This is a genomic window from Janthinobacterium pasteuri, from assembly GCF_051380775.1.
Taxonomy (GTDB): Bacteria; Pseudomonadota; Gammaproteobacteria; order Burkholderiales; family Burkholderiaceae_D; genus Janthinobacterium.
This window is the reverse complement of record NZ_JBNYXS010000043.1, coordinates 1-16,228: the sequence shown is the minus strand read 5'-3', so window position 1 is coordinate 16,228 and position 16,228 is coordinate 1. Positions and strand designations below refer to the sequence as shown.

General features: G+C 59.3%; 11 protein-coding genes. 9 read left to right on the top strand and 2 right to left on the bottom strand.

What is annotated here, in order from left to right:
• Positions 1-266: 266 nt before the first annotated feature.
• Both pedF and ACQ4WN_RS25785 read left to right on the top strand, forming a co-directional pair.
• Positions 267-752: a cytochrome c-550 PedF gene (pedF, locus tag ACQ4WN_RS25790; protein WP_436554072.1), complete on the top strand. Its 486-nt coding sequence runs from the start codon at positions 267-269 to the stop codon at positions 750-752.
• A 24-nt stretch (positions 753-776) separates the two neighbouring features.
• Positions 777-1,610 (top strand): substrate-binding periplasmic protein, encoded by an 834-nt coding sequence (locus ACQ4WN_RS25785; protein WP_436554071.1) that lies wholly within the window; start codon positions 777-779, stop codon positions 1,608-1,610.
• 57 nt (positions 1,611-1,667) lie between these two features.
• Here ACQ4WN_RS25785 and ACQ4WN_RS25780 read toward each other — a convergent pair whose 3' ends face one another.
• Complete coding sequence (locus ACQ4WN_RS25780) at positions 1,668-3,830, bottom strand: TonB-dependent receptor family protein (RefSeq protein ID WP_436554070.1); 2,163 nt, start codon at positions 3,828-3,830, stop codon at positions 1,668-1,670.
• A 204-nt stretch (positions 3,831-4,034) separates the two neighbouring features.
• On the opposite strand from ACQ4WN_RS25780, the gene ACQ4WN_RS25775 reads away from it, so the two are divergent.
• The 7 genes from ACQ4WN_RS25775 to ACQ4WN_RS25745 all read left to right on the top strand — a co-directional run bounded on the left by ACQ4WN_RS25775 (position 4,035) and on the right by ACQ4WN_RS25745 (position 13,723).
• Entirely contained in the window at positions 4,035-4,991 is a 957-nt protein-coding gene (locus ACQ4WN_RS25775) for a beta-propeller fold lactonase family protein (RefSeq protein WP_436554069.1), read from the top strand.
• A 352-nt stretch (positions 4,992-5,343) separates the two neighbouring features.
• On the top strand, positions 5,344-6,864 hold the full coding sequence (adh, locus tag ACQ4WN_RS25770) for an aldehyde dehydrogenase (RefSeq protein WP_071075146.1): 1,521 nt from the start codon (positions 5,344-5,346) through the stop codon (positions 6,862-6,864).
• Positions 6,865-6,920: 56 nt separating this feature from the next.
• Positions 6,921-7,316: a DUF779 domain-containing protein gene (locus tag ACQ4WN_RS25765; protein WP_436554068.1), complete on the top strand. Its 396-nt coding sequence runs from the start codon at positions 6,921-6,923 to the stop codon at positions 7,314-7,316.
• Positions 7,317-7,369: 53 nt separating this feature from the next.
• A complete protein-coding gene (locus tag ACQ4WN_RS25760; RefSeq protein WP_436554067.1) occupies positions 7,370-9,115 on the top strand; it encodes a methanol/ethanol family PQQ-dependent dehydrogenase in 1,746 nt (581 codons plus the stop codon).
• A gap of 287 nt (positions 9,116-9,402) precedes the next feature.
• Positions 9,403-10,563, top strand: a complete 1,161-nt coding sequence (locus tag ACQ4WN_RS25755; RefSeq protein ID WP_436554066.1) for a porin — start codon at positions 9,403-9,405, stop codon at positions 10,561-10,563.
• Between the two features lie 48 nt (positions 10,564-10,611).
• Positions 10,612-12,723 carry a 4Fe-4S binding protein gene (locus ACQ4WN_RS25750; RefSeq protein ID WP_436554065.1) on the top strand — a complete coding sequence of 704 codons (2,112 nt, stop codon included), beginning with the start codon at positions 10,612-10,614 and terminating at the stop codon, positions 12,721-12,723.
• Positions 12,713-13,723, top strand: a complete 1,011-nt coding sequence (locus tag ACQ4WN_RS25745; RefSeq protein ID WP_436554064.1) for an FAD:protein FMN transferase — start codon at positions 12,713-12,715, stop codon at positions 13,721-13,723. Before ACQ4WN_RS25750 ends, ACQ4WN_RS25745 begins: the two co-directional genes overlap by 11 nt.
• Before the next feature lies 1 nt (position 13,724).
• Here the strand turns inward: ACQ4WN_RS25745 and ACQ4WN_RS25740 are convergent, their stop codons facing one another.
• Positions 13,725-15,713, bottom strand: coding sequence for a sigma-54-dependent Fis family transcriptional regulator (locus ACQ4WN_RS25740; protein WP_436554063.1), 1,989 nt, complete (start codon positions 15,711-15,713; stop codon positions 13,725-13,727).
• Between the last annotated feature and the right edge of the window lie 515 nt (positions 15,714-16,228).

Sequence of the window (16,228 nt, the reverse complement as noted above, 5' to 3'; positions counted from 1 at the left end):
TTTGCGCCGATGATAGTGCTGCAACCAGTGTGAAAGTAGGTTATCGTCAGGCTTGTTATTCGCAGTAGAGAAAAACCCCGCCAGCAATGGTGGGGTTTTTTTTCGTCTGGTGGTTTTGTTTGGCGCTGTCGGCTGACGCGCTGGGTGACACAAATACGTATCGCAGCTGTTCCAAATTGATACATGGGCGGCCGGATGTGGGGCGTGTACGCATGGCATGGCATTTGCTCTACTTGGATATTCACTAAAAAACCAAGGAGATCAGCATGACCTATTCCATTCGCACCCTGCTCGGCGTAGCGGCCGCCGGCGCCGTCGCCCTCACTTCCCTGCTGACCTTGCCGCATGCCTATGCGCACGGCAATGTCACGCCGCAAGGCGTCGATACCACGGGCTTGCCCAAGGTGGGCGACAAGTGGCTCGAACAAAATCCGTATCGGGGAAACAAGCTGGCCTTGACGGTAGGCACCTCGGCCTACAACCAGAATTGCGCCCGTTGCCACGGCATCGAAGCCATCTCGGGTGGCATCGCGCCGGACTTGCGCCAGCTCGACCGTGATTGCTTCGGTATCAAGAATGAGACAAAGAAACAGGCTTGCTACAAGGAGACGGATAATTACTACCTGACCACCATCCGTCACGGTAAAGTACGCAATGGCGCCGTGTACATGCCACCGTTCGAAGGCGTCTTCAACCAGGAAGCCATGTGGGCCATCAAGACCTACCTGGAAACCCGCCGCGAGCCTAACTGAGCCGATTGTTCACCAAGGAGTCCCATGCGTTCATTCCAACTCCCGGGCACGCGCGCGATGATCTCGCTCGCCTGCCTGGCGCTGTGCGCAGCCGCGCCAGCGCGCGCCGACTGGCAAAAAGTGCAGCAGTCGGGTAGCCTGAAAGTGGCTGTGTACAACGAGTTCGCGCCGTTTTCCGACAAGGGCACGGGCATCGATATCGATATTGCCGAAGCGCTGGCCAAAAAGCTGGGTCTAAAACTGAGCTTGCTGCCCTTTCCCGCCGGCGAAAACCTCAACGACGATTTGCGCAATATGGTGTGGAAGGGCCATTACCTCGGCTATGGTCCTGCCGATGTGATGCTGCATGTGCCGGTCGACAAGAAGTTGATGGCGGATAACGACAAGGTCGAAATCTTTGCGCCGTATTACGTGGAAACCGTGCGCCTGGCGCGTAGCGCGCAAGCCGTGCCGCAATTCGATGGCGTCGCTTCGCTGGCAGGCAAGCGTATCGGCGTGGAAAAGGTGTCGATCGCGGCCATGCTGATGCTGGGTGAAGACAATGGCAAGTACCGCGACGATGTACGCATCTTCGACACGGCGGCCGAAGCCTTGCAGCAATTGCAGGCGGGCCAGCTCGACGCCGTGCTGGCGAATCGCTCGGAAATCGAGTCGGTGCTGAAAAGCGATTCCGCGTTTCCCTTGAGCGAAGTGGCGTTCGCCCGCTTGCCGCGTGCCGGCTGGGCCGTGGGTCTGGCCGTCAGCCGTCAGCAGCTCGACGTGGCTAAGTTGCTGCAGGCGGCCATGAACGAGATGGCGGCCAGCGGCGAATTGAAAGCCATCTTTGAAAAGTATGGTGTGAAGGAAGCGCGGCCGTAGCAGGCCATGCTGAATGGTAAGAGCCCGCGCTTCGGAAGAGGCGCGGGCTTTTTCTTTTTAGAAACTATATTGGGCGCTGACACCCAGCAACCAATTGCGTCCTGGCGCCGCTTCATAGTAGCGCTTGTTGCTGTCGCCGACGATGACGGAACCCACATAGGTCTTGTCGAAAAGGTTGTTCAGGCGGGCAAATTCCTTGAAGCGCCAGTTGCCCGCGTTTTGCTTGGCGTTGACCCTGGCATTGAACACCGTGTAGCCGGGCGCCGGCTTTTCGCTGTTGCTGTCTTCCGCGTAGACCTGGTTGCTGGCCACGCTTTCCAGTGCCGCGCCAAAACGGTCCAGCGTGTCTTTCCAGGCTAGTTCCGCGAACAGGTTGGCGCTGGGCACGCCCGGCAAGCGGTTGCCTTTGCGCACGGTGGTGCCAGAGGTGGTTTTAAAGGCCTGGTCATACACGGCGTGCAGGCTGGTCAGCGCCACTTTTGTCGTGAAACCATACGGCAGGCTGGAGTCCAGCGACACTTCCATACCTTGGCGCAAGGTCTTGCTGGCATTGATGTAGCTGGTGCGACCGTTACCAGAGTTCTGGCCGTCGACCACCAGTTCATCATTCGTCTTTATCTGGAACACGGCCGCATTCACCTGCGTGTTGTTGCCGATCCTGGTCTTGATACCTGCTTCCAGGTTGGTGCTGATGGCGGGTTTCAAGTTGAAATTGAATCCGCTGTCTTTACCCGAGTAAAACAGTTCGTTCAGGGTAGGCGCTTCGAAGCCGCGCGCGGCGCTGGCGTAGACGTTGACGTTGGGCATCAGTTTATACAGCAGGCCCAGCACCGGCGTCGTATGGCTGAATTCGAGGCTGCCACTGTCGTCGCCATTGCCGAGGAAGTGATCGTTGACCGCCACTTTCATCTTGCTGTAGCGCACACCTGCGCTGAGCAGCCATGGGCCGCTTTGCCATTCCGTCTGGATATATGGATCGAGGCTGGAGACGACATCCTGCTCGTCGCGGCGCAGCTTGCTTTTTATGCCAAAGGTATTGCCGATGTAATTTTCATAGCCGGTGCGGTCGTCGCTGGAGCGGCCATAGTCGATGCCGATGGTGGTGCTCAGCTTGCCGCCGGCCAGCTGGTTCACGTGTAGCCAGTTGGTGTCGATGCCATAGAACTGGCGCTGGAAGTCGACCACGCCACCTGAATTTTTTGGCGATGAGGTTTGAGCAGCCTGTGGAATTGACTGATATTGAATTACATCGCGGTTTCCTCCATACACCATCACATGCAGGCGGTCATCGCCGAACGCCTGTTCATAGGTGGCGCCGATTTGCTGGTGGTCGATGCTCTTGCGCGTGTTGTAGCGTTCGGCAAAGCTGCGCTTCGGATTCTGGTCATCTTTGGGGTCGACGTCGCCTGCGCGCGGGTTGGCGGCAAACGTGGCCCAGGTGACGCCCAAGGGATCTTGCGTATTGCCCTGATGCAGGCTGTTGGCGACGATGGTCAGCTTGCTGTCCGTATTCGGCTTGACGGTGATCTTGCCGAAAGTTTGTTCGCGCGTGGCGGCGCTGTGATCGCGGAAGCCATCCGTGCGGAAGCGCGAACCGTCGAGCACGTAGCCGATGCCGCCTGCCTGGCCTTGCGCCGAGATATCTACCTTGCTGGTGCCGTAGCTGCCGCCCGTCACATTCAATTCGACGGACGGGGGATTTTTCCCATCCTTGGAAAACAGCTGGATCACGCCGCCCGAATGGTTGCCGTAGATGGCAGAAAATGGCCCGCGCAGCACTTCGATGCGCTCCGCCGTATCGAGGTTGAAGGTGGCGGCCTGGCCCTGGCCATCGGGCATGCTGGCCGGAATGCCATCGCTGATCAGCTTGACGCCGCGCACGCCGAATGCCGAACGGGCGCCGAAGCCGCGTGACGAGATTTGCAAGTCTTGCGCGTAGTTCTGGCGGTTTTGCACCACCAGGCCCGGCACAGCGGCCAGCGCTTCCGACGCGTTGACGCGGATTTGGCCTTCCTGGATGCGGGCGCTGTCGACTACATCGATGGACGCCGGCACTTCCTGGCTGGGGTGGGCGATGCGGCTGCCGCTGACGACCACCGTATCCATGACTTGTCCGGCGGCCAGGTCAGCAGACTCGGCGGCGAAAGCGTGGGGGGCGAGGGTAGCGCTGCCGGCGACAAACAGGCTGGCAATGGTGTTCAAGCGGAAACGATGCGGCATGCGGGTTCTCCAATGTGAATAAAAGCCTGCTTGAGCGCGTGAGCGTCGCAGGTCTGCATAGTCTTATCAAGCAATATGCCTGCCATGTCTCCATTGGTGGGCTGAAATTATACGCGTGCCCGTGGCACGGCGTTTGCATGCAGCAATGTTAAGAGGCGCCGATGCCGCGCGCTTTCCCCTCGGTTTGCTATTGAAAAGGTGATTATGCCCAACTTCTTATCGCGCTTGCGCCAGGTTTGCTGGCTGCTGCCTGTGCTCGCCAGCAGCGCCATCCAGGCCGCTCCGTTTGCCTATGTGCCCAATGAAAAATCGGGCACCCTGAGCGTGATCGACACGGCAACCGACCAGGTAGTGCGCCAGATTGCCGCCGGCAAGCGTCCGCGCGGCATCGCCGCCGACCCCACCGGACGGCAATTGTTTGTCACCGATGCCGCCAGCAGCACCTTGTTGCTGATCGATAACGCTGGCGGTGCGCCCGTGCGCACGGTGGCGCTGGGCAAGTCGCCCGAAGGCGTCAGCGCTTCCCAGGACGGTCGTTACGTGGCCGTGGCCGTCGAGGAAAACAATAGCGTGGCCTTGCTCGATGGCCAGACGGGCACATTGCTCGCCGATATCAAGGTGCAAGGGCGCAACCCGGAACATGCCGTGTTCAGCCCCGATGGGCGCTGGCTGCTGGTCAGCGCGGAAGAGGCCGAGCAAGTCGATGTCATTGATGTGGCGCAACACCGCCAGGTCGCTTCCATTGCCGTGGGCCTGCGTCCGCGCGGCATCGGTTTCAGTCCGGACTCCGGCCGCGCCTACGTGGCGTGCGAACTGGTCAATGCTGTGTATGTGATCGACATGGCCGCGCGCAAGGCGATTGCCACTATTCCAGCGGGCAAGAATGCCAACGGCATCGCCGTCCATCCCAGTGGCAGGCAAGTGTATGTGTCGAATGGCACGGACGGCACGGTGATGGTGATCGATACGGCCAGCAATCAGGTGACGGCCACCATTCCCGTCGGCAAGCGCCCGTGGAATATGGCAGTCACGCCCGATGGCAGCAAGCTGTACGTGGCCAATGGCCGCTCGAACAGCGTTTCGGTCATCGATACGGCCAGCGCGCGCAAGGTGGCCGATATTGCCGTGGGCGAATTGCCATGGGGCGTGGTGATTCGGTAGTGGCACAGGCGCAGGTGTTCCAGTCTGGTACACCTGTTCCATTGTGCAGCGGCGTAGGGGCGCAGCAACAGGGCTGGCCCGGATTGGCACAGCGCGCCGCCACCTTGTTCAAAACGCCAACAGACCCACGCCCGCCTTTCATGCCCGGGGCAGGCGATGAAAAGCTGGCCGGATTTGACGCCACGCCCTTGCAAGCGGGGAAAAACCCGCTAAGTTTGTAGTGGGATGGCGAGCTGGCACGGCATTTGCGGAAGACTGCGTGTACTCACCCCATCTGTACCAGGACGTTTGATCTTAATCATAGCAATTTCATTTACAGCAATTCCATTCTCATAACCCGTTAGAGGACGACATGAATCTCGCAGACATCAGCAAACTGGGCGTAGCCAATCCCTTCAAACAACGCTATGACAATTACATCGGCGGCAAATTCGTTGCACCAGTAAAAGGTGAATACTTTCCTAACATCACTCCTATCACGGGCTTGCCGTTTTGCGAAATCGCCCGTTCCACGGCGGAAGACGTCGAGCTGGCGCTGGACGCAGCGCATGCCGCCAAGGATGCCTGGGGCAAGACTTCGCCTGCCGAGCGCGCCAACATCCTGAACCGCATCGCCGACCGCATCGAACAGAACCTGAGCCTGATCGCCACGGCGGAAACCATCGATAACGGCAAGCCGATCCGTGAAACGATGAATGCCGACATTCCGCTGGCCATTGACCATTTCCGTTACTTCGCCGGCTGCATCCGCGCGCAGGAAGGTTCCGTTGCGCAAATCGATGCGGAAACCTATGCCTACCACTACCACGAACCGCTGGGCGTCGTGGGCCAGATCATTCCGTGGAATTTCCCGATTCTGATGGCCGTGTGGAAACTGGCGCCAGCCCTGGCCGCCGGCAATTGCGTGGTCCTGAAACCGGCCGAGCAAACCCCCGCCTCCATCATGGTGTTGATCGAGCTGATCGGTGACTTGCTGCCACCGGGCGTGTTGAACATCATCAACGGTTTCGGCCTGGAAGCGGGCAAGCCGCTGGCGTCGAGCAAGCGCATTGCCAAGATCGCCTTCACCGGTGAAACGGGTACGGGCCGATTGATCATGGGTTACGCCGCGCAAAACCTGATTCCCGTCACCCTGGAGTTGGGCGGCAAGTCGCCGAATATCTTCTTTGAAGATGTGATGGATGCCGATGATGATTATTTCGACAAGTGCCTGGAAGGCTTTACCATGTTTGCGCTGAATCAGGGCGAAGTGTGTACCTGCCCATCGCGCGTGCTGATCCAGGAATCGATCTACGAAAAATTCATCGAACGGGCCTTGAAACGCGTGGCCGCCATCAAGCAGGGCAACCCGCTCGACTCTTCCACCATGATCGGTGCCCAGGCCTCGCAGGAACAGCTGGAAAAAATTCTGTCTTACCTCGACATCGGCCGCCAGGAAGGCGCCGAAGTGCTGGCCGGTGGCGAGCGCCATACGCAGGCAGGCGACCTGGAGGGTGGCTACTACGTGCGCCCGACCGTGTTCAAGGGCAACAATAAGATGCGCATCTTCCAGGAAGAGATTTTCGGGCCCGTCGTGTCCGTGACCACCTTCAAGGATGAGGCCGAAGCGCTGGCGATTGCCAACGATACCTTGTACGGCCTGGGTGCAGGCTTGTGGACGCGCGACGGCTCACGCGCCTTCCGCATGGGGCGCGCTATCCAGGCGGGCCGCGTGTGGACCAATTGTTACCACCTGTATCCAGCCCACGCCGCATTCGGCGGCTACAAGCAATCGGGTATCGGCCGCGAAAACCACAAGATGATGCTCGATCACTACCAGCAAACGAAGAACTTGCTGGTGAGCTATAGCCCGAAAGCGCTGGGCTTCTTCTAAACCGGCAACAGGCACCGCGCCTGTCAATCCAGGCGCGGCGCGCAGAAAGGGATGCCATGAGTGCAGTAATTGCCCGGGTGGTCGCCACCGATGCGGCGCTGGAAATGATGGACAAGTTGCGCCAGCGTCACGGCCCGCTGATGTTTTTCCAGTCGGGCGGCTGCTGCGATGGCAGTGCGCCCATGTGTTATGCGCTGGGCGAGTTCGATGTCAGCGATACCGACATTTATCTCGGCAATTTGAATGGCACACCGTTTTACATGGGACTCGAGCAATTCGAGTACTGGGAGCATACCCAGTTGATTATCGATGTGGTCGATGGCAATGGCGGCATGTTTTCACTCGACAACGGCACAGGCAAGCGCTTCCTGACGCGCTCGCGCCTGTTCACCGATGAAGAGTGCGCCTTGTTGCATGCCCAGCCGCATGAACACGACAGAAAAAGCACCTGAGAGTTACACACACATACTAATAACAGAGGGAGATGATTGTGCAGAAAAAAATCATGGGGATCGTCGTCGGTTTGGGGTTGGCATCCCTGGCCTCATTGGTCCAGGCGGCCGACGTGGGCAATGTCACCAGTGCCATGCTCGACAGCACGGCGAAGAATCCGTCTAGCGTCCTGTCGTTTGGCATGGGCACGCAGGGCCAGCGCTATTCGCCGTTGACGCAGATCAATGACAAGACCGTGGCCAAGCTGGTGCCGGCATGGTCGTTCTCGTTTGGCGGCGAAAAGCAGCGGGGCCAGGAATCGCAGCCGCTAATTCACAACGGCAAGATGTTTGTCACAGCATCGTATTCGCGCATCTTTGCCGTCGACTTGAAAACGGGCGCCAAGCTGTGGAAGTATGAGCATCGCTTGCCAGATGGCATCATGCCATGCTGCGACGTGGTCAACCGCGGTGCCGCCCTGTACGGCAACCTGGTGATCTTCGGCACGCTGGACGCTTACCTGGTGGCGCTGGATCAAAACACGGGCAAGATCGTCTGGAAGGAAAAGGTCGACGATTACGCGGCCGGTTACTCGATGACGGCCGCGCCGCTGATCGCCGAAGGCTTGCTGCTGACGGGCGTGTCGGGCGGGGAATTTGGCATCGTGGGCCGGGTCGAAGCGCGCAATCCCATGACGGGCGAGCTGGTGTGGAGCCGTCCGACCGTGGAAGGCCATATGGGCCACCGCTACGACAAGGATGGCAAGGCGAGCGATAACGGCGTATCCGGCACGCTGAACAAAACCTGGCCGGGCGACCTGTGGAAAACGGGTGGCGCCTCGACCTGGATGGGCGGCACCTACGATCCGCAAACCAAGCTGGCTTACTTTGGCACCGGCAACCCGGCACCGTGGAACAGCCATTTGCGTCCCGGCGACAACCTCTATTCCTCGTCCACCGTGGCGCTGGACGTGAAGACGGGCCAGATCAAATGGGCCTATCAAAACACGCCGAACGATTCCTGGGACTTCGATGGCGCGAACGAGTTCGTCACCTTCGACATGGATGGCAAGCGTTACGGCGGCAAGGCCGACCGCAACGGTTTCTTCTATGTCATCGATGCAAACAACGGCAAGCTGCAAAACGCCTTCCCGTTCGTGAAGAAGATCACCTGGGCCAGCAGTATCGACCTCAAGACGGGACGGCCGAACTTCATCGCCGCCAACCGCCCTGGCGATCCGACCAAGGGTGAAGAGGGCAAGAAGGGCACCACGGTATTTTCCGCCCCGGCCTTCCTCGGCGCCAAAAATCAGATGCCGATGGCGTACTCGCCGCAAACCAAGCTGTTCTACGTGCCAGCGAACGAATGGGGCATGGACATCTGGAACGAGCCGATCAGCTATAAGAAGGGTGGCGCCTTCCTTGGTGCCGGTTTCACCATCAGGCCTTTGTTTGACGACTACATCGGCGCCATGCGTGCCATCGATCCGAAGACGGGCAAGATCGTTTGGGAAGTCAAGAACAATGCGCCGCTGTGGGGTGGCGTGATGAGTACGGCCGGCAATCTGGTGTTCTATGGCACGCCGGAAGGCTTCCTGAAAGCCGTCGACGCGAAGACGGGCAAGGAGCTGTGGAAATTCCAGACGGGCTCCGGCGTCGTGGCGCCGCCAGTCACCTGGCAGGATGGCGACACGCAATTTGTGGCCGTCGTATCCGGCTGGGGTGGCGCGGTGCCGCTGTGGGGTGGCGAAGTGGCGAAGAAGGTCAACTTCCTGGAACAGGGCGGTTCCGTGTGGGTCTTCAAGCTGGCATCGAAGTAACGGGGTGAAACGCCCGGGCCACTCGGATAGGTGTCTCCTTGTCCGCCGGGTGTTTTCTTTTTTCTGACGGCTCAGGCCGTCAGTTTTTTGTTTACCTGTATCTCCGCTACGCATACTTGCGGTCAAAAACTGAACACCGTGCGGGGCAATTGATCCGCTGCTGCACACGTTAAATACGCTTTTTCTCTTTCTCCCTCTGGGCCGTGCTGGGCACGCTTATTGCCAAAGCTTGAGGTACATCAATCACTGGTGTGCACACTAAAAACAGAGAAGAAAGAGGATAAGCAATGAACACATTGATCAAGCTGGGGAGCCTGAGTGTCATGACAATCGCAGCGATGGGGCAGGCGCAAGCCGTCGATATCAAGGCGGGCGACTGGACGGTGTCGGTGGGTGGCATCGTCAACGCCTACTACACGCAAGTGTCCTGTTCGGGCGATGCGGTGGGCGGGCTGGCGCTGGGTGGCCAGGCGCTAGGTTGCGGTGGCGAGAAGGACCGCACCACCATCGGCAACGGCTTGCTGCCGAATGGCTTGATCACTTCCGCCTCGTCTCGCCTCGGCGAGTACGACGTGAAAGCCTTGATCGGCATTTACAACTCGACGGCCACCGACAGCGCCATCAGCCAGAACAGCGTGGTCGATGTGCGCCAGGCCTTCTTTACGTTCGGCAATGCGGAAATGGGCACTTTCAAGCTGGGCCGTGACTACGGCATCTTCGGCGCGAATGCGATCCTGTCCGACATGACCTTACTGGGTTCGGGCGCACCCGTGCAAGCGACGCAGCGTGGCCGGGTGACCCTGGGCCATATCGGTGCCGGCTACACCTATCTGGGCAACTATGGCCAGATCATGTACAGCTCGCCAAAGTCCAGCGGCTTTGGCGTCGATGTAGCGCTGGTCAGCCCTGTCTCCGATACGCCCATCGTGGCAGGTTCGACCTATTCTTCCAAGTCAAGCCCGCAAGTGCAGGCGCAGCTGACGTATGGGCAGGAAGGCTTGAAAGCCTGGCTGGGTGTGAAGTCGCAAAAATTCACCTCGAAAACGCCAGGTATCGATGATCTGACCATGCGCGGCGTGGAAGTGGGCGGCTCTTACCAGATGGGTCCGGCTGGCGTGCTGGTCAACTACCAGGGCGGCAAGGGGCTGGGCATCCTGTCCGATGCGGATCAGGGCGATACCAAGTCAAAAAACTGGCTGCTGCAAGGCACATATAAAACGACGGACAAGCTGAAACTGGGCTTGTCCTACGGCATCAGCAAGAACGACGATAACACGGCCGGCACGGGTGGTTTGAAGTCGAACGCCAACCTGACCCTCGGTGCGTATTACTCGCTCAACAGCGCGATCACGCTGGTGGGTGAACTGGGCCAGACGCGCTCGAAAGGCTTTACGGGCGGCGAAGCGAAGATGAATGGCGTGTCCTTGGGCGGCATCATTTTCTTCTAACTCATCAACGCGGCGCCTTGCAACAGGGCGCCGCATGGAGCGTAGTGCATGCGGACAATGCGGTTGTTCATCGGATGCTGGCTATTCCTGTTTATCCTGGGGCAGGCGTGGGCGGGCGTGCTCACCAAGGCCGAACTGGTACGGCGCTTTCCTGCTCCCATCGTCGTCGGTGACAAGGAGACCGATTTGGCCGTCTGGCCCCTGTTCAGGCAAAACGCCACGGCCATCGAACTGGTCGGCTATGTTTTTGAATCGGTGGACCTGGCGCCCATTCCCGGCTTTTCCGGCGTGCCCGTCAATTTATTGATCGCCATCAATCCGCAGGGCAGTTTTCTGGACGTGTCGGTTCTATCGCAGCATGAGCCCGTTTTTCTCGATGGCTTGGGCGAAGCGCCCTTGTTTCAATTCGTCAAACAGTATCAGGGCTTGTCGCTGAAGCAGAATATCGCCATCGATGCCAAGAAGAAACGCGCGCCAGACCCTACCCACGCCGATATCGATGGCGTATCGAAGGCTACGGCCTCCGTGCGCATCATCAATCAGAGCGTGCTGGCCTCGGCCTTGAAAGTGTCGCGCAAAAAACTTGGCTTCGCGCAAGGCCGCGATCCCGACCAGATCGCCCGCATACGCATGGATGTGTTTGAAAAACTCAGCGTGGCGCAGATGCTCAAGCAGGGCTTGATCCAGCATGTACGCCTGAGCAACAAGGATGTGGAGAGCCTGTTTGCCGGCAGTCCCGGCGCGGGACTCGATGTGGAAGCCAAGCGCGCGCCGGACGGTGTGTTCATCGACCTGTACCTGGCCTATGTGTCCGTGCCCTCGGTGGGACGCAATCTGTTGACGGAACGCAGCTGGAACAAGCTGCGCAATCGGCTAGACGAGGGCGACCACGCTATCCTCGTCATGTCGCGCGGGCGCTACAGCGTGCTGGGCGACGATTTCGTGCGTGGCACCGTCCCCGACCGGCTATTGCTGAAGCAGGATGGCTTGCCCATCGACATGCGCGACCTGGACCTGGAATTGAGCTTGTCGGAGGGTGCAGCGTTGCCAACGGAAAGCGTCGCTGTCTTTCGCATCATCAGCCAGGCGGGGCTCGATGCGGCCAGCCCGCTGGCATTTTCTCTCCCCATCACGCGCAACAAGGGCATCGTGTATCCGGAACGCATCGCCCGCAACGTGGATTTCAGCTACCGCTTGCCCGCGGATTTCTATATCGCGCCGCAAGGCGACGATGCCACGTGGCGCGGGACGTGGAAGAACCGCAAGGCTGAATTGCTGCTATTGGTCGCCGGGCTGGCGCTGCTGGCCGGCGCTTTGGCCTGGCAGAAACGCCTGGTGCACGATGGGCGGCAATTTACCTGGTTCCGCAACCTGTTCCTGTTGTTTACCGTCGCTTTCATCGGCTACTACGCGCAGGGGCAATTATCGATCGTCAATATTACGGGGGCTATTCAGGCGCTGCTGGCGGGGCGCAGCCTGGGCTTTTTCCTGTTCGACCCGATGACGGTGATCCTGTGGGCTTTTGTGTTGCTTAGCCTGTTTATCTGGGGGCGGGGCACGTTTTGCGGCTGGCTGTGTCCGTTTGGAGCCCTGCAGGAATTCACGGGCAAGCTGGGCCAATGGCTGCGCTTGCCGCAGTGGAAGATCAAGCCGCGCCTCGACGGGCGCTTGAAATGGATCAAGTATGGCTTGCTGGCGGCCATTCTCGGCAGCAGCGTGTTTTCCAGCCAGATCACGGACAAGCTGGTCGAGCTGGAACCGTTCAAGACGGCGATTACCTTGACCTTCATGCGCGCCTGGCCCTTCGTCGCGTATGCCGTGGGCTTGCTGCTGCTCAGCAGTGTTTCCTATAAATTCTTTTGCCGCTACCTGTGTCCGTTTGGTGCGGCGCTGGCGCTGCTGGGGCGCTTTCGCCTGCTCAACTGGATTCCCCGTCGCAAGGAATGCGGCACGCCGTGCCAGACTTGCCGTCACCGTTGCGAGCATCACGCCATCGCGCCGAGCGGGAAAGTCGATTATGGCGAGTGTTTCCAGTGCATGGATTGCGTGGTGATTTACGCCAGCGATGAAAAATGCGCGCCCTTGATGCTGGAAATCAAGCGTGCCCGCACCATTCCCATAGTCCGGGCCACGGCAGAGGAGAGCAGCAATGCAGCGTAGAACATTTATTTCCGCCGCCATCGGCAGCGTGGCCGGCATGGCGGGTTTGTCTTTGCCTGGCAGCATGGCGCGCGGCACGGCTACAGCGTCCGGCGTGCGGCCATATCAAGGCGCCGCGCTGGCATTTGGCACGACCATCGCCGTCACCGTATTGCATCATGATCAGCACCAGGCCGAACTGGCCATTGAAGATGCCTTGCATGCGGCCAGGAATATCGACCGCCTGATGAGCATTTACAGTCCCGCCAGCCAAGTCTTCCAGCTGAACCGTGATGGGCGCCTGGCCCGACCGGACGCGCATCTGCTGGCCGTGCTGTCGCAGGCGCAAGCCTTGTCGCAATGGAGCGATGGGGCATTTGATATCACCGTGCAACCTTTGTGGCAGCTGTTTCGCGCTGCGGCAGACCAGGCACGCTTGCCGACGAACATATTGCGCCGCGCGGCGCAGGCGCGGGTAAGCTGGCGGCAACTGGCGTGGGACAGGCGTGAAGTGCATTTTCTTCAGCCCGGCATGGCGCTGACCTTGAATGGCCTGGCGCAAGGCTACGCGGCGGACATGGCGCTGGCGGCCGTGCAGGCGCGCGGCATACGGCACGCGTTGCTCGACACGGGCGAGTTCATTGCGCGCGGACAGCGTTCCGTGCGACGCCCTTGGACCTTGGGCATCCAGGACCCGCGCGACGGCGAAATCCTGGCGGCCACCCTGAAAGTGGAGGGGCGCAGCGTGGCCACGTCGGGCGACTACGAATGCACGTTCACGCCCGACTTCGTGCATCACCACATCTTCGACCCATCGAACGGCGATTCGCCGGGCGAACTGGCCAGCGTAACCGTGCTGGCACCCACGGGCTTGCTGGCCGACGGTTTGTCGACGACCTTCATGGTGACGGGGGCCGCGCGTGCGCATGCGATGGCCGCGCAGATGCCGGATGTTGACCTGATGACCATCGACAAGGCGGGGCAGCGCAAGATGTCGCCCGGCTTTGCCCGTCTGCTTTAGGCTATTTCAGATGTGGCACCTTGCGATAGATCGTATTGCGCGATACGCCCAGGGCCCTGGCCGTGGCCGAGACGTTGCCGCCATGCGCATCGAGCGATTTGAGGATCGCGCTTTGCTCCATCTCTTCCAGATTGGCGCCGGCGGCGATCATGCGGTCCGTGCTGGCGCTGGCGGCATTCGCTTGCGTCATCTCAATATCGTCGAGGAAATCATCAGGCATGTGGCGCAAACAGATTTCATGTTCGTCACCAGCCATGACGATGGCCGTGCGCAACAGATTGGTCAACTGGCGGAAATTGCCTGGCCATTTGTGCTGGTGGAACATGCGCAGGATGTCCGGCGCCACCGTGTAGCGCGTATCGGGCGCTTCCGTCGCGAGGATTTTTTTCACGACCGTTTCCAGGTCCGTGCGCTCGCGCAGCGGCGGAAGTTTGACCACCAGGCCATTCAGGCGGTAATACAAGTCTTCGCGAAACAAACCCTTGGCCATGCGCTCGCGCAAATTGTGATTCGTGGCGCAAATGAGTTCCACATTCACAGTGATCGATTTGCTGCTGCCAAGCGGCGTGACCATGCGTTCTTGCAGCACACGCAACAGGCGCGCCTGCAAGCCAAAGGGCATGTCGCCGATTTCATCGAGGAACAGGGTGCCGCCATTGGCTTGCAGGATCTTGCCTATTGCCCCTTTCTTGCGCGCGCCCGTAAACGCCCCGTCTTCATAGCCGAACAGTTCAGACTCGATCAGGGTTTCCGGAATAGAAGCGCAATTGACGGCGATAAACGGTCCCATGGCGCGTGGCGAATCGTTGTGGATGGCTTGCGCCAGCAATTCCTTGCCAGTCCCCGTTTCGCCCATGACAAGAATCGGAATGTCGCGCCCCAATACCTTGTTGACTTTTTCGATCACCAGTTCCAGTTGCGGATCGCCCGTGCGCAGATAACGCAGGCCGGACAGGCGGCGCGCCGCATTGGCCGCGTGGCTGGCCGGCGCGGGAACCTGGGCCGGTACGGCATGGAGATCGCTATGATCGTTGCTGGCAGTGAAACCGTGCTGGAAGGCACCATTGGCCAAGCGCAACTGCGCGCGCCCATACACGCGCACGCCGCTATGCATGCACAGGTTCAGTAAGCCGGGCGCTGCCGTGCGGTAATGGTCGTACAGGGCGGAAACGGGCAGGCCGAACAGGGAGCTGAAAGTATGTGATTGCAGCGCGGCAAATGACAGGCCCAGCTGGAACAAGCCGTTTTTATTGGCGGATAAAAACCGTCCACCCGGGGTGAATGAGGCGATGCCTTCCATCAAGGTACCGATGAATTCGGGGCGCGCGTGGAAGTGGACGGTGATGGCATCCTCGAAGGTGGCGGAAAACAGCTGATTTTCGATCATCAGCGCCGACATGCGAACGAGGGCCATCGTATGCTTATGAAAACTGCGCTGGTCGCTGGACACGTCCAGCACGCCGATGACATTGCCTCGGTGGTCGGTGATCGGTGCCGCAGAGCACGTCAGGAAATGATTGGCGGCCAGGTAATGCTGGTCCGCATGGACCAGGGTGGGTACTTTCTCCGTGATGGCCGTGCCGATGGCATTCGTGCCCCGGCTTTGCTCCGACCATGCCACGCCCGGCTGCAAGGCCACCCGGTTGGCTTTCTCAAGGAAATCATCATCGCCCAGCGAATGCACGATCACGCCATTGGCATCCGTCAAGATCACCATATTGTGCGTGTTGACGATTTGCTGGTACAGGGTTTCCATCGCGGGCAGTGCGTGCATGTGCAGCATGCGGTTTCGCTCGATCAGCAAGGACAGATCGGATTTTCCTGCTGGGGTAAATTCGGGCGTGGCCGTGGGCGACAGGCCAAAGGCGACTGAACGCTGGTGGGACGTTTCGATGATGACGGGGACGTTGTCCTGTCCTGCCGGCGAGGTGTTCGCGTCTGCGATAGACGAGAACGGTGTGCTACGGTAAGTAGCGGACGTTTGATACATGATCTCGTTGCCTCCGTTGGGCCCTGCACTGCGGCGCTCTTTTGAATATCGAGAGTGTTCCTTAATGTAGCACCTGTCACAGAAGGGAGCAAAGCAAAGCGAACCGGGCTATCCCCAGTGTTGCTTCCAGGCCCAGAGTTGCTCCCCTCAGTAGGCAGTGCATAGGCTGGTATAAGCAAGTGCGGTGCCAGGGCTGTTTCACGGGGGCGGAAAAATAGCCCTTGCAGGGCGTGCGACCCAAGGCTATAATTCGCCCCCTCGCTGAACGATGCATGCAAATGCTGAGTAAAGTGGGTAAAAAAGAAGGTTGACGAAATGCTGAAAAAGCTTCATACTCTTCCTTCTTCGCAGCTGACAAACACAACGCTTTGTCGATAGCGCGAAAGCAGTACCGAATGCCGTTCTTTAACAATTAACAGTCGATAAGTGTGGGCATTTGATGTAAGTGCAGCAGCGATCTTCGGATCGCTGTAAAACTTAAAATATCAAATGTTCACAAGAAATAATGAAATAGG